This is a genomic window from Pseudomonas sp. (assembly GCF_036404235.1).
Classification (GTDB): domain Bacteria; phylum Pseudomonadota; class Gammaproteobacteria; order Pseudomonadales; family Pseudomonadaceae; genus Aquipseudomonas.
Genome location: NZ_DASWOT010000112.1, coordinates 22,115 through 36,236, shown reverse-complemented (window position 1 = coordinate 36,236; position 14,122 = coordinate 22,115). Strand labels below are relative to the sequence as shown.

General features: G+C 55.7%; 15 protein-coding genes. All 15 read right to left on the bottom strand.

What is annotated here, in order from left to right; all coding sequences use genetic code 11:
- A partial coding sequence (locus VGC62_RS14075; RefSeq protein ID WP_331187693.1) for an NTP transferase domain-containing protein occupies positions 1 to 562 on the bottom strand: 562 nt, incomplete at its 3' end.
- Between the two features lie 123 nt (positions 563 to 685).
- Positions 686 to 1,111 carry a F0F1 ATP synthase subunit epsilon gene (locus tag VGC62_RS14070; RefSeq protein WP_331187692.1) on the bottom strand — a complete coding sequence of 142 codons (426 nt, stop codon included), beginning with the start codon at positions 1,109 to 1,111 and terminating at the stop codon, positions 686 to 688.
- Positions 1,112 to 1,156: 45 nt separating this feature from the next.
- Positions 1,157 to 2,533 (bottom strand): F0F1 ATP synthase subunit beta, encoded by a 1,377-nt coding sequence (gene atpD, locus VGC62_RS14065; protein ID WP_331187691.1) that lies wholly within the window; start codon positions 2,531 to 2,533, stop codon positions 1,157 to 1,159.
- Positions 2,534 to 2,560: 27 nt separating this feature from the next.
- Complete coding sequence (atpG, locus tag VGC62_RS14060; RefSeq protein ID WP_331187690.1) at positions 2,561 to 3,421, bottom strand: F0F1 ATP synthase subunit gamma; 861 nt, start codon at positions 3,419 to 3,421, stop codon at positions 2,561 to 2,563.
- A gap of 50 nt (positions 3,422 to 3,471) precedes the next feature.
- Positions 3,472 to 5,016, bottom strand: a complete 1,545-nt coding sequence (atpA, locus tag VGC62_RS14055; protein ID WP_331187689.1) for a F0F1 ATP synthase subunit alpha — start codon at positions 5,014 to 5,016, stop codon at positions 3,472 to 3,474.
- 21 nt (positions 5,017 to 5,037) lie between these two features.
- Positions 5,038 to 5,574 (bottom strand): F0F1 ATP synthase subunit delta, encoded by a 537-nt coding sequence (locus VGC62_RS14050; RefSeq protein WP_331187688.1) that lies wholly within the window; start codon positions 5,572 to 5,574, stop codon positions 5,038 to 5,040.
- Positions 5,575 to 5,586: 12 nt separating this feature from the next.
- The gene (locus VGC62_RS14045) at positions 5,587 to 6,057 is read right to left on the bottom strand and encodes a F0F1 ATP synthase subunit B (RefSeq protein WP_331187687.1); all 471 of its coding nucleotides are present in this window, start codon (positions 6,055 to 6,057) and stop codon (positions 5,587 to 5,589) included.
- Positions 6,058 to 6,114: 57 nt separating this feature from the next.
- The gene (gene atpE / locus VGC62_RS14040) at positions 6,115 to 6,372 is read right to left on the bottom strand and encodes a F0F1 ATP synthase subunit C (RefSeq protein ID WP_002555987.1); all 258 of its coding nucleotides are present in this window, start codon (positions 6,370 to 6,372) and stop codon (positions 6,115 to 6,117) included.
- Between the two features lie 137 nt (positions 6,373 to 6,509).
- Complete coding sequence (gene atpB, locus VGC62_RS14035) at positions 6,510 to 7,379, bottom strand: F0F1 ATP synthase subunit A (protein WP_331187686.1); 870 nt, start codon at positions 7,377 to 7,379, stop codon at positions 6,510 to 6,512.
- Positions 7,380 to 7,395: 16 nt separating this feature from the next.
- Positions 7,396 to 7,803, bottom strand: a complete 408-nt coding sequence (locus VGC62_RS14030) for a F0F1 ATP synthase subunit I (protein WP_331187685.1) — start codon at positions 7,801 to 7,803, stop codon at positions 7,396 to 7,398.
- Between the two features lie 146 nt (positions 7,804 to 7,949).
- Positions 7,950 to 8,822: a ParB/RepB/Spo0J family partition protein gene (locus tag VGC62_RS14025; protein WP_331187684.1), complete on the bottom strand. Its 873-nt coding sequence runs from the start codon at positions 8,820 to 8,822 to the stop codon at positions 7,950 to 7,952.
- A 9-nt stretch (positions 8,823 to 8,831) separates the two neighbouring features.
- Positions 8,832 to 9,623 (bottom strand): ParA family protein, encoded by a 792-nt coding sequence (locus VGC62_RS14020; RefSeq protein WP_331187683.1) that lies wholly within the window; start codon positions 9,621 to 9,623, stop codon positions 8,832 to 8,834.
- 18 nt (positions 9,624 to 9,641) lie between these two features.
- Positions 9,642 to 10,277: a 16S rRNA (guanine(527)-N(7))-methyltransferase RsmG gene (gene rsmG, locus VGC62_RS14015; RefSeq protein WP_331187695.1), complete on the bottom strand. Its 636-nt coding sequence runs from the start codon at positions 10,275 to 10,277 to the stop codon at positions 9,642 to 9,644.
- A 5-nt stretch (positions 10,278 to 10,282) separates the two neighbouring features.
- Positions 10,283 to 12,175: a tRNA uridine-5-carboxymethylaminomethyl(34) synthesis enzyme MnmG gene (mnmG, locus tag VGC62_RS14010; RefSeq protein WP_331187682.1), complete on the bottom strand. Its 1,893-nt coding sequence runs from the start codon at positions 12,173 to 12,175 to the stop codon at positions 10,283 to 10,285.
- Positions 12,176 to 12,707: 532 nt separating this feature from the next.
- On the bottom strand, positions 12,708 to 14,078 hold the full coding sequence (mnmE, locus tag VGC62_RS14005; protein ID WP_331187681.1) for a tRNA uridine-5-carboxymethylaminomethyl(34) synthesis GTPase MnmE: 1,371 nt from the start codon (positions 14,076 to 14,078) through the stop codon (positions 12,708 to 12,710).
- Positions 14,079 to 14,122 lie beyond the last annotated feature (44 nt).

The following is a 14,122-nucleotide window of genomic DNA, read 5'->3' as shown; positions in this document are numbered from 1 at the left end:
TGTTGTTCGAAAGACGACCCAGCCAATCTGCGAGGCGTTTGCCAGGGACAGCGAGAATGCCGGTATTGCCTTCCTTGATCGCCCGTTGGGCGTCTGTCGCGTCTTTGTGTTCCACGACGGCGCTGACGCGGCCCTGCTCATCGCGAACGATGCGGCCGTAACCGGTGGGGTCATCAAGGGTCACGGTCAGCAAACCTAACTGGTTTGCGTTGACCAATTTGAGCAGTCGTTGCAGGGTTTGGACTTCGATCAGCGGAACATCGCCGTAAAGGATCAATACCGTGTCGGCGGTCAAGGCAGACACCGCCTGAGCAACGGCGTGGCCAGTGCCCAGTTGTTTGTCTTGCAGGACAAAATTCAAATCGTCTGCGGCGAGCCGTTCACGCACGATGTCCGCACCATGACCAATGACCACATGGATCCCCTGGGGACTGAGCTGTCGGGCACTGTGGATAACATGGCCGAGCATAGAGTCGCCTGCCACGGGGTGAAGCACTTTAGGCAACGCCGAACGCATGCGGGTGCCTTGGCCGGCGGCGAGAATGACGATATCGAGGGACATAACGGAAGTTCCAACAGAGCGAGCCCAGGCTTGGGGTCTAAACCGGGCCGAGCTGATCCTGAAAAAAGAAAAAGGGTAGCCGAGGCTACCCTTTTACTCAATTGCGCATGACAACCGACGACCTTAGCCGCCGAATTTCTTGCGAATTTGCTGGATGGTACGCAGCTGAGCTGCGGCCTCGGCCAGACGTGCAGCGGCAGATCCGTAGTCGAAATCTGCGCCTTTCTCGCTCAGCGCCTTCTCGGCAGCCTTAACGGCTTCCTGAGCAGAGGCTTCGTCCAGATCAGCAGCGCGTTGCACGGTATCGGCAAGCACTTTGACCATGTTCGGCTGAACTTCGAGGAAACCACCGGAGATGTAAAACACCTCGGCTTCTCCACCCTGCTTGATCAGACGGATCGGACCCGGTTTCAGATCAGTGATCAGCGGTGCATGACCTGGAGCGATACCGATATCACCCAGGTTACCGTGCGCAATCACCATCTCGACCAGGCCGGAGAAAATTTCCCCTTCCGCACTAACGATATCGCAATGGACTGTCATAGCCATTTGCCTGCCTCAACCTGATTAGCGCCCGTTACCGGGCGCCGGGGGTTACAGTTTCTTGGCTTTCTCGATCGCTTCTTCGATGCCACCGACCATGTAGAACGCTTGTTCTGGCAGGTGGTCGTAGTCACCGTTCAGGATGCCTTTGAAGCCAGCAATGGTGTCTTTCAGGGAAACGTATTTACCCGATGCACCGGTGAAGACTTCAGCCACGAAGAACGGCTGCGACAAGAAGCGCTGGATCTTACGCGCGCGGGATACCAACTGCTTGTCGGTTTCCGACAGCTCGTCCATACCCAGGATCGCGATGATGTCTTTGAGCTCTTTGTAACGCTGCAACACGTACTGAACGCCGCGAGCGGTGTCGTAGTGTTCCTGACCGATCACGTTCGGGTCCAACTGGCGCGAAGTCGAGTCCAATGGATCGACCGCTGGGTAAATACCCAGAGAAGCGATGTCACGGGACAGAACGACAGTGGCGTCCAAGTGGGCGAAGGTGGTCGCTGGCGACGGGTCGGTCAAGTCGTCCGCAGGTACGTATACCGCCTGGATCGAAGTGATAGAGCCTTCTTTGGTCGAAGTGATACGCTCTTGCAGCACGCCCATCTCTTCGGCCAAGGTCGGTTGGTAACCCACTGCCGAAGGCATACGGCCCAGCAATGCGGATACTTCAGTACCGGCCAGCGTGTAACGGTAAATGTTGTCGATGAACAACAGAACGTCGTTACCTTCGTCACGGAACTTCTCGGCCATGGTCAAGCCAGTCAGGGCTACGCGCAGACGGTTACCCGGCGGCTCGTTCATCTGACCGTAAACCAGTGCCACTTTGTCCAGAACGTTGGAGTCCTTCATCTCGTGGTAGAAGTCGTTACCCTCACGAGTACGCTCACCCACACCGGCGAACACGGAATAACCGCTGTGCTCGATGGCGATGTTACGGATCAGTTCCATCATGTTTACGGTCTTGCCGACACCGGCACCACCGAACAGACCGACTTTACCGCCCTTGGCGAACGGGCAAACAAGGTCGATAACCTTGATACCGGTTTCCAGCAGGTCGTTGCCGCCTGCCTGGTCAGCGAAGGAAGGCGCCGGACGGTGAATGCCCCAACGCTCTTCGGTGTCGATCGGACCTGCTTCGTCGATCGGGTTACCGAGGACGTCCATGATACGGCCCAGGGTCGCTTTACCGACCGGTACCGAGATGGCTGCGCCGCTGTCGATAACGTCCAGACCGCGCTTCAAGCCTTCGGTAGAACCCATTGCAATGGTACGAACCACGCCGTCGCCCAGCTGCTGCTGAACTTCCAGGGTAGTTTCCGCGCCTTGTACCTTCAGCGCGTTATAGATGCTCGGTACGCTATCGCGTGGGAATTCCACGTCGATCACGGCGCCGATGATTTGAACGATACGTCCGCTACTCATTAGCTGGTTCCTCTGAATTTTGAACCGTTAAACCGCGGCAGCGCCGCCGACGATTTCCGAGATCTCTTGAGTGATCGCTGCCTGACGCGCCTTGTTGTAGATCAGCTGCAAATCGCTGATCAAATCACCGGCGTTATCTGTGGCGTTCTTCATTGCGATCATCCGCGCGGCCTGTTCAGCTGCGTTGTTCTCGACCACCGCCTGATAAACCTGCGACTCCACGTAACGTACCATCAAGCCGTCCAGCAGCTCTTTGGCGTCGGGTTCGTACAGGTAATCCCAGTGGTGCTTGAGTTCTTGATCCTGGGTTGCCACCAACGGAATCAACTGCTCGACCGTTGGTTGCTGGGTCATGGTGTTGATGAACTTGTTGGATACCACGGACAGGCGATCAATACGGCCATCCAGGTAGGCATCCAGCATCACCTTGACGCTGCCGATCAAATCGTTGATCGACGGCTCTTCGCCCAAGTGGCTGATCGCAGCGACGACGTTACCGCCGAAGTTGCGGAAAAACGCCGCACCTTTGCTGCCGACCACGCACAGATCGATCTCTACGCCGTTTTCACGGTTCTTCGCCATGTCCTTGACCAAAGCCTTGAACAGGTTGGTATTCAAGCCACCACACAGACCACGGTCACTGCTCACTACGACATAGCCGACACGCTTAACATCGCGGTCGAGCATGAACGGGTGGCGGTATTCCGGGTTAGCGTTGGCAAGATGACCAATCACCTGGCGGATACGCTCCGCGTAAGGACGGCTAGCAGCCATGCGCATTTGAGCCTTGCGCATTTTACTGACCGCCACTTTTTCCATGGCGCTGGTGATCTTTTGCGTGCTTTTGATGCTCGCAATCTTACTGCGAATCTCTTTTGCGCCTGCCATGTAACACCTATCAGGTTAGCAAGCGGGAGCCTCGCGGCTCCCGCTGCGGCTTACCAGGTTTGGGTGGCCTTGAACTTCTCGATACCGGCTTTGAGGCCAGTGTCGATTTCGTCGTTGAAGTCACCCTTCACGTTGATCTTCGCCATCAAATCGGCGTGATCGCGGTTGAAGTAAGCAATCAGCGCTTGTTCAAAGCTACCAACTTTGGCGATTTCAACGTCAGTCAGGAACCCACGCTCAGCGGCATACAGCGACAGCGACATGTCAGCGATCGACATTGGCGCGTATTGCTTCTGCTTCATCAGCTCGGTAACGCGCTGACCATGTTCAAGCTGCTTACGGGTCGCTTCGTCCAGGTCAGAAGCGAACTGGGCAAATGCGGCCAATTCACGGTACTGAGCCAGAGCGGTACGGATACCACCGGAAAGCTTCTTGATGATCTTGGTCTGAGCGGCACCACCCACACGGGATACCGAAACACCGGCGTTCACTGCCGGACGGATGCCGGAGTTGAACATCGCCGATTCCAGGAAGATCTGACCGTCGGTGATGGAAATCACGTTGGTCGGAACGAACGCGGAAACGTCGCCAGCCTGGGTTTCGATGATCGGCAATGCGGTCAGCGAACCGGTTTTGCCAGTCACTGCGCCTTTAGTGAACTTCTCAACGTATTCTTCCGAAACGCGGGACGCGCGCTCCAGCAAACGGGAGTGGAGATAGAACACGTCGCCTGGATAAGCTTCACGGCCTGGTGGACGACGCAGCAGCAGGGAAATCTGGCGGTAAGCCACTGCTTGCTTGGACAGATCGTCATAAACGATCAGCGCATCTTCACCGCGGTCGCGGAAGTATTCACCCATGGTGCAACCGGAGTACGGTGCCAGGAACTGCAGCGCCGGGGATTCGGACGCACTGGCGGCAACGATGATCGTGTTGGCCAGAGCACCGTTTTCTTCCAGCTTGCGAACCACGTTGGCGATGGTCGATTGCTTCTGACCGATGGCTACGTAGACGCAGAAGATGCCGCTGTTTTTCTGGTTGATGATCGCGTCGATCGCCAGAGCGGTTTTACCGATCTGACGGTCACCAATGATCAGCTCGCGCTGGCCACGGCCGACAGGAATCATGGCGTCGACAGCCTTGTAGCCAGTCTGTACCGGCTGGTCTACCGACTTACGCCAGATAACGCCCGGGGCGACTTTTTCTACAGCGTCGGTCTCGGTGTTGTTCAGCGGACCTTTGCCATCGACAGGATTACCCAGTGCATCGACAACGCGACCCAGCAGTTCCTTACCAACCGGAACCTCCAGGATACGGCCAGTACACTTGGCGCTCATGCCTTCAGCCAGACTGGTGTAAGCGCCCAGTACAACGGCACCCACAGAGTCTTGCTCAAGGTTCAGCGCCATACCGTAGACGCCGCCCGGGAACTCGATCATTTCGCCGTACATAACGTCGGCCAGACCGTGAATCCGCACGATACCGTCAGACACGCTGACGACGGTGCCTTCGTTACGGGCTTGGGAAGTCACATCGAGCTTGTCGATGCGACCCTTGATGATTTCACTTATTTCGGAAGGATTGAGTTGCTGCATTGCTCTGCTGCCCCTTCAAACTCAAGATTTCAATGCTTCGGTCAGTTGCGCGAGTTTGCCGCGAACTGAACCATCGATAACCAGGTCGCCGGCGCGAATGATGACACCACCAATCAGGGTGGCATCCTCCGCAGCGTGCAGGCGCACTTCCCGGCCGAGCCGTGCACTGAGAACCTTGGCGAGTTTGTCTTGCTGTTCTTGGTTCAATGCAAAAGCACTGGTCACATCCACATCTACCGACTTTTCCTGCTCAGCCTTGTACAGGTCGAACAGCTCGGAGATCTCCGGCAAAAGCGGGAGACGGTCGTTTTCAGCAACGACATGGATGAAATTCTGTGCCTTGGCATCGAACTTGTCGCCGCACACTTCAATAAAAGTGGCGGCCTTGTTTGCGCTCGTCAGTCGCGGGGCCTTGAGCACACGCTGCATTGTGTCGTCTTGCGACACTGCAGCAGCCAGGCCGAGCATGGCTGACCAATTGGCCAGCTGCTGGTGCGCCTGTGCATGCTCGAAGGCTGCCTTAGCGTAAGGTCGGGCCAACGTGGTCAGTTCTGCCATGATCGCCCTCGCTTAAATTTCTGCAGCCAGTTTATTAACCAGCTCCGCGTGCGCGTTTCGATCGATTGTGGCACCCAGGATCTTCTCTGCACCATTGACTGCCAAGCTACCCAATTGGGCGCGCAGCGCGTCTTTGACACCGTTCAGTTCCTGCTCGATCTCGGCCTGAGCCTGAGCCTTGATGCGGTCAGCTTCAACGCGAGCCTGTTCCCGGGCTTCGTCGACAATCTGAGTACCGCGCTTCTTGGCCTGCTCAATGATTTCAGCTGCCTGAGCTTTCGCTTCGCGCAGTTGTTGACCCGCTTTATCTTGGGCCAACTCCAGGTCGCGAGCTGCTCGGCTGGCAGCGTCCAATCCATCCGCAATCTTCTTCTGACGTTCGTGCAAAGCCGCGATGACCGGAGGCCACACGAACTTCATGCAGAACAGCACAAAAATGAAGAACGCAACGGACTGGCCAATCAGGGTTGCATTAATGTTCACGCCAACACCTCGCTCGTTCGTTGTCCATCACACCAATCAACTCGAAAATTCGAGTGATTAGCCAGCGAGTTGACCAACGAAGGGGTTCGCAAAAGTGAAGAACAGAGCGATACCAACACCGATCATGGTCACGGCGTCGAGCAGACCAGCCACGATGAACATCTTGACTTGCAGCATTGGAACCATTTCTGGTTGACGCGCAGCGCCTTCCAGGAATTTACCGCCCAGCAAGCCGAAACCGATTGCAGTACCCAGTGCGCCCAGGCCAATCAGCAGTGCAACAGCGATAGCAGTTAGACCAACTACAGTTTCCATCTTTCCTCCCGACTTTTACGTCGTATTGGTTAGGTTTTCTTAGATTAAAGCGATAAAACAAAATCGTTTCTTACATCAAGCCCTCGCGGGCATCCCCTCACGCGAGCAAGGGGATCATCAGACACGCCAGGCGAGTCTTAATGGTTATCCTCGTGAGCCATCGAAAGATAGACGATGGTCAGCATCATGAAGATGAACGCTTGCAGGGTGATGATCAGGATGTGGAAGACAGCCCACGCCCACTGCAGAATCACGCCCAGACCGCTGAGCCAGAGCAGCCCACTGCCAAACATGACGGCGATCAGGATAAACACCAGCTCACCAGCGTACATGTTGCCGAACAGACGCAGAGCCAAAGAAACCGGTTTGGCAATCAGAGTCACGAATTCAAGCAGGAAGTTCACAGGAATCAATAGCGCCTGGACAAGAATGTTCTTGCTGCCAAACGGGTGCAGGGTCAGTTCGCCAATGAAACCGCTGATGCCCTTGACCTTGATGCTGTAAAAAATGATCAGTGCGAAGACCGACAATGCCATACCGATGGTTGCGTTAGGGTCAGTGGTCGACACTGCGCGGAACGGAATGTGATGGTCGCCGGAAATCATCACGGCTAGCTGCGGAATCCAGTCGACCGGGATCAGGTCGATGGCATTCATGAGGAACACCCAGACGAAAATGGTCAGGGCCAAAGGCGCGATCACGGCGCTACGGCCATGGAAACTGTCTTTCACGCTGCCATCGACGAACTCGATCATCACTTCAACGAAGTTCTGCAGAGCGCCCGGTTGGCCGGAGGTCGCCTTTTTGGCGGCCAGACGGAAGATAAGAATGAAGATCAGACCCAGAGCGACCGACCAACCCAAGGTATCGAGGTGGAAAGCCCAAAAGCCCATTTCTTTTGCTTGTGCCGCGGAATGGGCGAAACCCCAACCGCCGTCAGGCAAATGACCGAAGGTCAAGTTCTGCAAGTGGTGCTGGATATAGCCCGAAGCTGTTTGCTCTGCCATGTTTGCCTCAAACGCCCTAAGGTCTCGAAAGTCTTGTTTTCATAAGCAGGGGTGCGAACCAACTGACCAACTGGGTCAGGATGAACACTCCAAAAACCGCCAGCGGTGCCAGCGGCTTCACGCCTGCAAAAGTCAGTGCAAATAGCACTGCTGTAAAAATCAGTTTGCCCGCCTCGCCAGCATAAAAAGACCGAACGATGGCCTGCGCTGCTCTAGCCCCGGAGAACCGGAATGCCTTATGAGCAAAATACAAATTGGGCAGCCAAGCTATCAGGCCTCCGCATAGCCCTGAATATCCAGCTACCACCCCGTGCCACTGCCACAACGCCAAAGCGGCCAACAGCAGCATGACACCTTGAGCCAGTAACACTGGAAAAACCGCCAGGCGATGGAATGGCAACCTGTTCGGCATGCGTGTTTCCATCACAATTGCTCCCCGCGCGTCGGCGGCCAAAATCAATAACTTGGCATAATTTGTGCCGACAAAATGCGCGCAGAGTATAGGGGCGGTTAAGTCCCTATTCAACTGCTGGGTAGTGATTTCCGACTACACGCTACACAGCAATCGTTTCAGCGGATGTGAGCGAGTACACCTTGCAACTCATCCAGTGAGTTATAACGGATGACTAACTGGCCTTTTCCCTTCTGACCGTGGCGAATCTGCACTGCAGAGCCTAGCCGCTCTGCCAGACGCTGCTCCAGACGACTGATATCAGGGTCCGGTTTTGCCGGCGTCGCAGGCTCTTGTTTGCCACTCAACCATTGCCGTACAAGGGCCTCGGTTTGGCGAACCGTGAAGCTACGTGCGACAACGTGTCGCGCCCCCTCAACCTGCTGATCTTCTGGCAAACCCAACAAAGCGCGTGCATGACCCATTTCAAGATCACCGTGCGACAGCATGGTCTTGATCACTTCTGGTAATGCAATCAGGCGCAGCAAGTTGGCTACGCTGACCCGCGACTTACCCACAGCCTCAGCGACCTGTTGCTGCGTCAGTTGGAACTCTTGCTGCAAACGCTGGAGCGCAACCGCCTCTTCGATTGGGTTGAGGTCTTCTCGCTGGATGTTCTCGATCAACGCCATGGCGATGGCCGTTTCATCCGGCACGTCTCGAACCATGGCCGGGATCGTCTCAATGCCGGCTTGCTGACTCGCACGCCAGCGACGTTCACCAGCGATGATCTCAAAGCGGTTTTCGCCAATGGGCCGCACCACGATCGGCTGCATGACACCTTGAGCCTTGATCGACAGCGCCAGTTCCTCTAGCGCCTGCGGGTCCATGTCGCGGCGCGGCTGGTATTTGCCACGCTGAATCAGATCCAGGGGGATGTGTTGCAACTCTCGCTGGTCGGCCTTGGTGGCCTGTTCTTCCAGGGAACTGACGGTTGGACTACTCAGAAGAGCATCCAGCCCACGTCCGAGTCCTCGTTTCTTGACGGCCATGGGAATTCCTTAAGTGGGCTGAGCGGTGCGAGTGTTACGACGTTGACGACGAACCATTTCACCAGCCAGGGCCAGATAGGCCAAAGCCCCCCGAGATGTCTTGTCGTAAGCCAGCGCCGGCATACCGAAACTCGGTGCTTCAGCCAGGCGAATGTTGCGCGGGATCACCGTGTCATACAGCTGATCGCCGAAATGCTCCTTGAGCTGCGCCGACACGTCGTTGATCAAACTCAGACGTGGGTCGTACATGGTCCGCAGCAGACCCTCGATTTTCAACTGTGGATTAAGCAACTCGGCGATACGCTTGATGTTATCCACAAGGTCGCTCAAACCTTCGAGCGCAAAGTACTCGCACTGCATCGGAATGATCACACCGTCGGCGGCAACCAATGCATTGAGCGTCAACATCGAAAGCGACGGTGGGCAATCGATGAGAATGTAATCGTAGTTCTCGCGAATTGGCGCCAACGCAGTGCGCAGACGACTTTCCTTCATCTGCATTTCCAACAAGACGACTTCTGCGGCAGTCAGATCGCGGTTGGCAGGCAGGAGCTGATAGCCGCCGTGTTCAGAAAACTGCATGGCCTGGCCAAGATCGCATTCGCCAATTAGCAGGTCATATACCGAGTTTTCCAGCGCGTGTTTATCCACACCGCTGCCCATTGTGGCGTTGCCTTGGGGGTCGAGATCGATCAACAGCACCCGGCGCTTGGTCGCGACCAGTGAAGCTGCGAGGTTGATGCAGGTGGTGGTTTTGCCCACACCACCTTTTTGGTTCGCTATCGCGAATACCTTAGCCATTCTTGCGTGTGTTCCCTGTCAAGCCGTGCGGCGCAGTATCAGCAGATGGCGTTGCCCTTGGCAACCCGGAACAGACAGAGCCTGCGCACTGTCGAGGCGAAAGTCCGTCGGCAATGCTACCAGTTCATCGGCCGGATGCAGACCCTTCATCGCCAGCCAACGCGTTTCGGTGTCGCCCATGTGACGAGTCCACTGGGTAAAGTCTTCAAGGCTGCTGAATGCCCGGGAAATGATCCCGGTGAACGGCTGCTGCGGTTGAAACGCTTCTGCACGGCTGTGGATAACTTCCAGGTTATCGAGCTTCAGCTCAAGTTTGACCTGGGTCAGAAAACGAGTTTTCTTGCCGTTGCTGTCCAGCACGCTGACCTTGGTGCCTGGAAACAGAATGGCCATTGGAATCCCGGGCATTCCACCGCCGCTGCCTACGTCGAGCCAGCGCTCACCGTCGATGAAAGACATGATGCTCAAGCTGTCGAGCAGGTGACGCGAGACCATTTCGTCCGGGTCGCGAACCGCCGTCAGGTTGTAGGCTTTGTTCCATTTGATCAGCAAGGCCAGATAGGCCAGCAGTTGGTTGTGCTGGTTCTCGGTCAACTCGACGCCCAACTCGCGGGCACCAAGGGTCAGTTCATCAGCGTGTTGCGGGGTGACCATAGAACTCAAGCGCTTTGCTCCAACTGACGGCCCGCGCCGCGTTTTTTCAGATGAATCATCAACAATGAAATGGCCGCCGGCGTGACGCCGGGGATCCGCGAAGCCTGCCCCAGTGTCTCTGGACGAGTTATCCCCAGCTTGCTCTGAATTTCTTTCGACAGCCCGGAAATGTTGGTGTAGTCGATGTCTTCCGGCAGTTTGGTGTCTTCACTGGCACGCAAACGGGCGATTTCATCCTGCTGGCGATCGATGTAACCGGCGTATTTGGTCTTGATTTCGACCTGCTCGGCGACTTGCGGGTCGATGCAGCCTTCACCCGTCAGCGCGATAAGGCTGGCATAGTCCACTTCAGGACGGGTGAGCAGGTTGAGCAAGTTGTATTCATGGGTCAACGGCGTACCGAAATGCGCCGAGACCGCATCGCCTTGCGGTGTGCTCGGGCGAATCCAGGTGGACCTCAACCGCTGCTCTTCTCGCTCGATACTTTCACGCTTGGTACAAAACGCAGTCCAACGCGTATCGTCCACCAATCCCAGCTCGCGGCCTTTTTCGGTCAGACGCAGGTCCGCGTTGTCTTCACGCAGGATCAGGCGGTACTCAGCCCGAGAGGTAAACATGCGGTATGGCTCTTGAGTACCCAGGGTAATCAGGTCGTCGACCAAAACGCCGATGTACGCTTCATCACGACGCGGGCACCAACTGTCCTTGCCCTGTGCACGAAGCGCGGCGTTAGCACCCGCCAGCAAACCTTGCGCCCCGGCCTCTTCGTAACCGGTTGTACCGTTGATTTGCCCAGCGAAAAACAACCCGGCGATGACCTTGGTTTCCAGACTGTACTTTAGGTCTCGCGGATCGAAATAATCGTATTCGATTGCATAGCCCGGACGCACGATATGAGCATTTTCCATGCCTCGGATCGAGCGAACGATCTGCAATTGCACATCAAACGGCAGAGAGGTCGATATCCCATTGGGGTACAGCTCATGGGTGTTCAGGCCTTCCGGCTCGATAAAGACCTGATGGCTTTCCTTGTCGGCAAAACGATGAATCTTGTCTTCGATCGACGGGCAATAGCGCGGGCCAACGCCTTCGATAACCCCCGAGTACATCGGTGAACGATCGAGGTTAGCCGCAATGATTTCGTGGGTGCGCGTATTGGTGTGAGTAATCCAGCAACTGACCTGAGCCGGATGCTGTTCTTTCGAGCCCATGAACGACATGACGGGAATCGGCGTATCGCCAGGTTGCTCGGTCATCACCGAGAAATCCACAGAACGACCATCGATACGCGGTGGTGTCCCGGTTTTCAGGCGACCTACACGTAACGGCAATTCACGAAGGCGATGCGCCAAGGCGATTGAAGGTGGATCGCCGGCACGGCCACCGGAATAGTTCTGCATGCCAATGTGGATAAGTCCGCCAAGGAAGGTGCCGGTGGTCAGCACAACTGAGTCTGCCAGGAAACGCAGACCCATCTGGGTGACTACACCACGCACTTCACCTTGTTCAACGATCAGGTCGTCGCAGGCTTGTTGAAATATCCACAGGTTTGGCTGGTTTTCTATGATTTCGCGAACAGCTGCTTTGTACAGGATGCGATCTGCCTGGGCGCGCGTTGCTCGCACCGCCGGGCCTTTGCGGCTGTTCAATACGCGAAACTGGATACCAGCCTTATCGGTGGCAATCGCCATGGCACCGCCAAGGGCATCGATCTCTTTGACCAAATGGCTTTTGCCAATACCACCGATTGCCGGATTGCAGCTCATCTGGCCGAGGGTTTCCACGTTGTGCGTCAACAGCAGGGTTTTTGAGCCCATGCGTGCAGACGCCAGTGCTGCCTCGGTACCGGCATGACCGCCACCGATGACGATCACTTCAAAACGGGAAGGGAAATCCACCACGCACCTCGTGCCTGTTTTTGGGGGAATAGGAATTGGCGGCAAGTATAGGGACTTCACCCCTTTGAAGAAACCTTTATGCGCAAAATTTAACCAGCTGTGGATAGAACGCGGTTATAGAAATTAAAAAGAAAGAAATTTATAAGATCTTTGTTTTTATGTTTATTTCTATAGGGCATCATTTCTGTGGATAGAATCGTATAAGCCTTTAAATTCGTAATGTACAGAGAATCAAAAGGTTGTGCCTATCCAGCGTTGGGGGCGTTGGATAACACAGTTAAGCCTGTGGATTAAATGGGTTGTTATGCACAGGGGCGGTTATCCCCTCATAAAAAGCCTATTTATCAACCGAGCTTGGGTATGGTTATGCACAGACCTTATTCCGCGAAATTTGAGTAAATGAGTCCCGTGCGCGAACGAAATTCGTCATTAAAGGTGTCGAGGCGCAGGTTTCGAAGGTTTCGAAGGTTTCGCAAGAAGATACGGCGAGCAGGCCACTCAATCAAAATGGCCCGCTTAGAGGAGGGATTGGCTACTTGCCGATGCAGAAACTGGAAAAGATCCGGCCCAACAGATCATCAGAACTGAATACGCCGGTGATTTCTCCAAGCGCCTGCTGAGCCTGGCGCAGGTCTTCAGCCAAGAGCTCACCGGCCCCAGCAAGAGTCAGTTGTGATCGCCCGTGCTCAAGCGACGTGCAGGCCCGATGAAGCGCTTCCAAATGGCGTCGGCGTGCGCTGAAGCTGCTCTCCGAGGTTTGTTGATAGCCCATACACGCCTTAAGGTGTTCTCGCAGCAGCTCCAGACCATCACCGCCCGTCTTGGCGCTCAGGTTGATGGTCACATGGCCATCGGCGTTGACTTCAAGCCCAACAGTATCCGAGCTCAGATCTGCTTTGTTCCTGATCAATGTCACTTTGGCTGGATCAGGACGTTGCTCCAGAAATTCCGGCCACAGTGCGAAGGGATCGCTCGCTTCCGGAGTGGTTGCATCGACCACCAACAGAATGCGGTCTGCTTCGCCAATCGCTTTTAACGCCCGCTCCACACCTATTTTCTCTACCTGGTCCACGGTATCGCGCAGACCTGCTGTATCGACCACGTGAAGCGGCATGCCATCAATGTGGATATGTTCGCGCAACACATCACGGGTAGTACCGGCGATCTCGGTGACAATCGCAGCTTCGCGGCCAGCGAGCGCGTTCAACAAGCTTGATTTACCCGCGTTGGGCCTGCCAGCGATCACCACCGTCATGCCGTCGCGCAATAAAGCCCCCTGGTTAGCTTCGCGCAAAACAGTGGATAACTCTTCACGTACGCCATCGAGCATGGCCAAGACATGACCGTCGGCCAGGAAGTCGATTTCTTCTTCTGGAAAGTCGATGGCTGCTTCGACATAAATCCGCAGGTTGATCAGCTTCTCGGTCAAGTTATCCACACGAATTGAAAACGCGCCCTGCAGCGAGCGAAGAGCGTTACGCGCGGCTTGTGCAGAACTTGCCTCGATCAGATCGGCGATTGCTTCAGCTTGAGTCAGGTCCAGCTTGTCGTTGAGAAACGCGCGCTCGCTGAATTCTCCTGGACGCGCGAGTCTGCTGCCCAGCTGTACACAGCGTTGCAGTAGCATATCCAGCACAACCGGCCCGCCGTGTCCTTGTAACTCAAGCACATCCTCCCCTGTGAATGAGTTAGGGCCGGGAAAATATAGCGCGATGCCTTCGTCGATCACTTCTCCATTTTCGTTCTGGAAAGGCCCGTAATGCGCATAACGTGGCTGCGGCATTTTGCCGATGATCGCTTGCGCGGCAACGCCTGCCAGCGGACCGGAGATGCGCACGATGCCCACACCGCCGCGTCCTTGAGCCGTGGCGATGGCGGCAATGGTTTCACGCGGGACATTCATGATCCGGCTCCTGAGTAAATGACGGATAGCAAAACGCCCCACGA

Coding starts and splice junctions, on each gene's coding strand:
- VGC62_RS14070 (WP_331187692.1), bottom strand. CDS start 1,111: ATGGCTATGACAGTCCATTGCGATATCGTTAGTGCGGAAGGGGAAATT.
- atpD (WP_331187691.1), bottom strand. CDS start 2,533: ATGAGTAGCGGACGTATCGTTCAAATCATCGGCGCCGTGATCGACGTG.
- atpG (WP_331187690.1), bottom strand. CDS start 3,421: ATGGCAGGCGCAAAAGAGATTCGCAGTAAGATTGCGAGCATCAAAAGC.
- atpA (WP_331187689.1), bottom strand. CDS start 5,016: ATGCAGCAACTCAATCCTTCCGAAATAAGTGAAATCATCAAGGGTCGC.
- VGC62_RS14050 (WP_331187688.1), bottom strand. CDS start 5,574: ATGGCAGAACTGACCACGTTGGCCCGACCTTACGCTAAGGCAGCCTTC.
- atpE (WP_002555987.1), bottom strand. CDS start 6,372: ATGGAAACTGTAGTTGGTCTAACTGCTATCGCTGTTGCACTGCTGATT.
- atpB (WP_331187686.1), bottom strand. CDS start 7,379: ATGGCAGAGCAAACAGCTTCGGGCTATATCCAGCACCACTTGCAGAAC.
- VGC62_RS14030 (WP_331187685.1), bottom strand. CDS start 7,803: ATGGAAACACGCATGCCGAACAGGTTGCCATTCCATCGCCTGGCGGTT.
- VGC62_RS14025 (WP_331187684.1), bottom strand. CDS start 8,822: ATGGCCGTCAAGAAACGAGGACTCGGACGTGGGCTGGATGCTCTTCTG.
- VGC62_RS14020 (WP_331187683.1), bottom strand. CDS start 9,623: ATGGCTAAGGTATTCGCGATAGCGAACCAAAAAGGTGGTGTGGGCAAA.
- rsmG (WP_331187695.1), bottom strand. CDS start 10,277: ATGGTCACCCCGCAACACGCTGATGAACTGACCCTTGGTGCCCGCGAG.
- mnmE (WP_331187681.1), bottom strand. CDS start 14,078: ATGAATGTCCCGCGTGAAACCATTGCCGCCATCGCCACGGCTCAAGGA.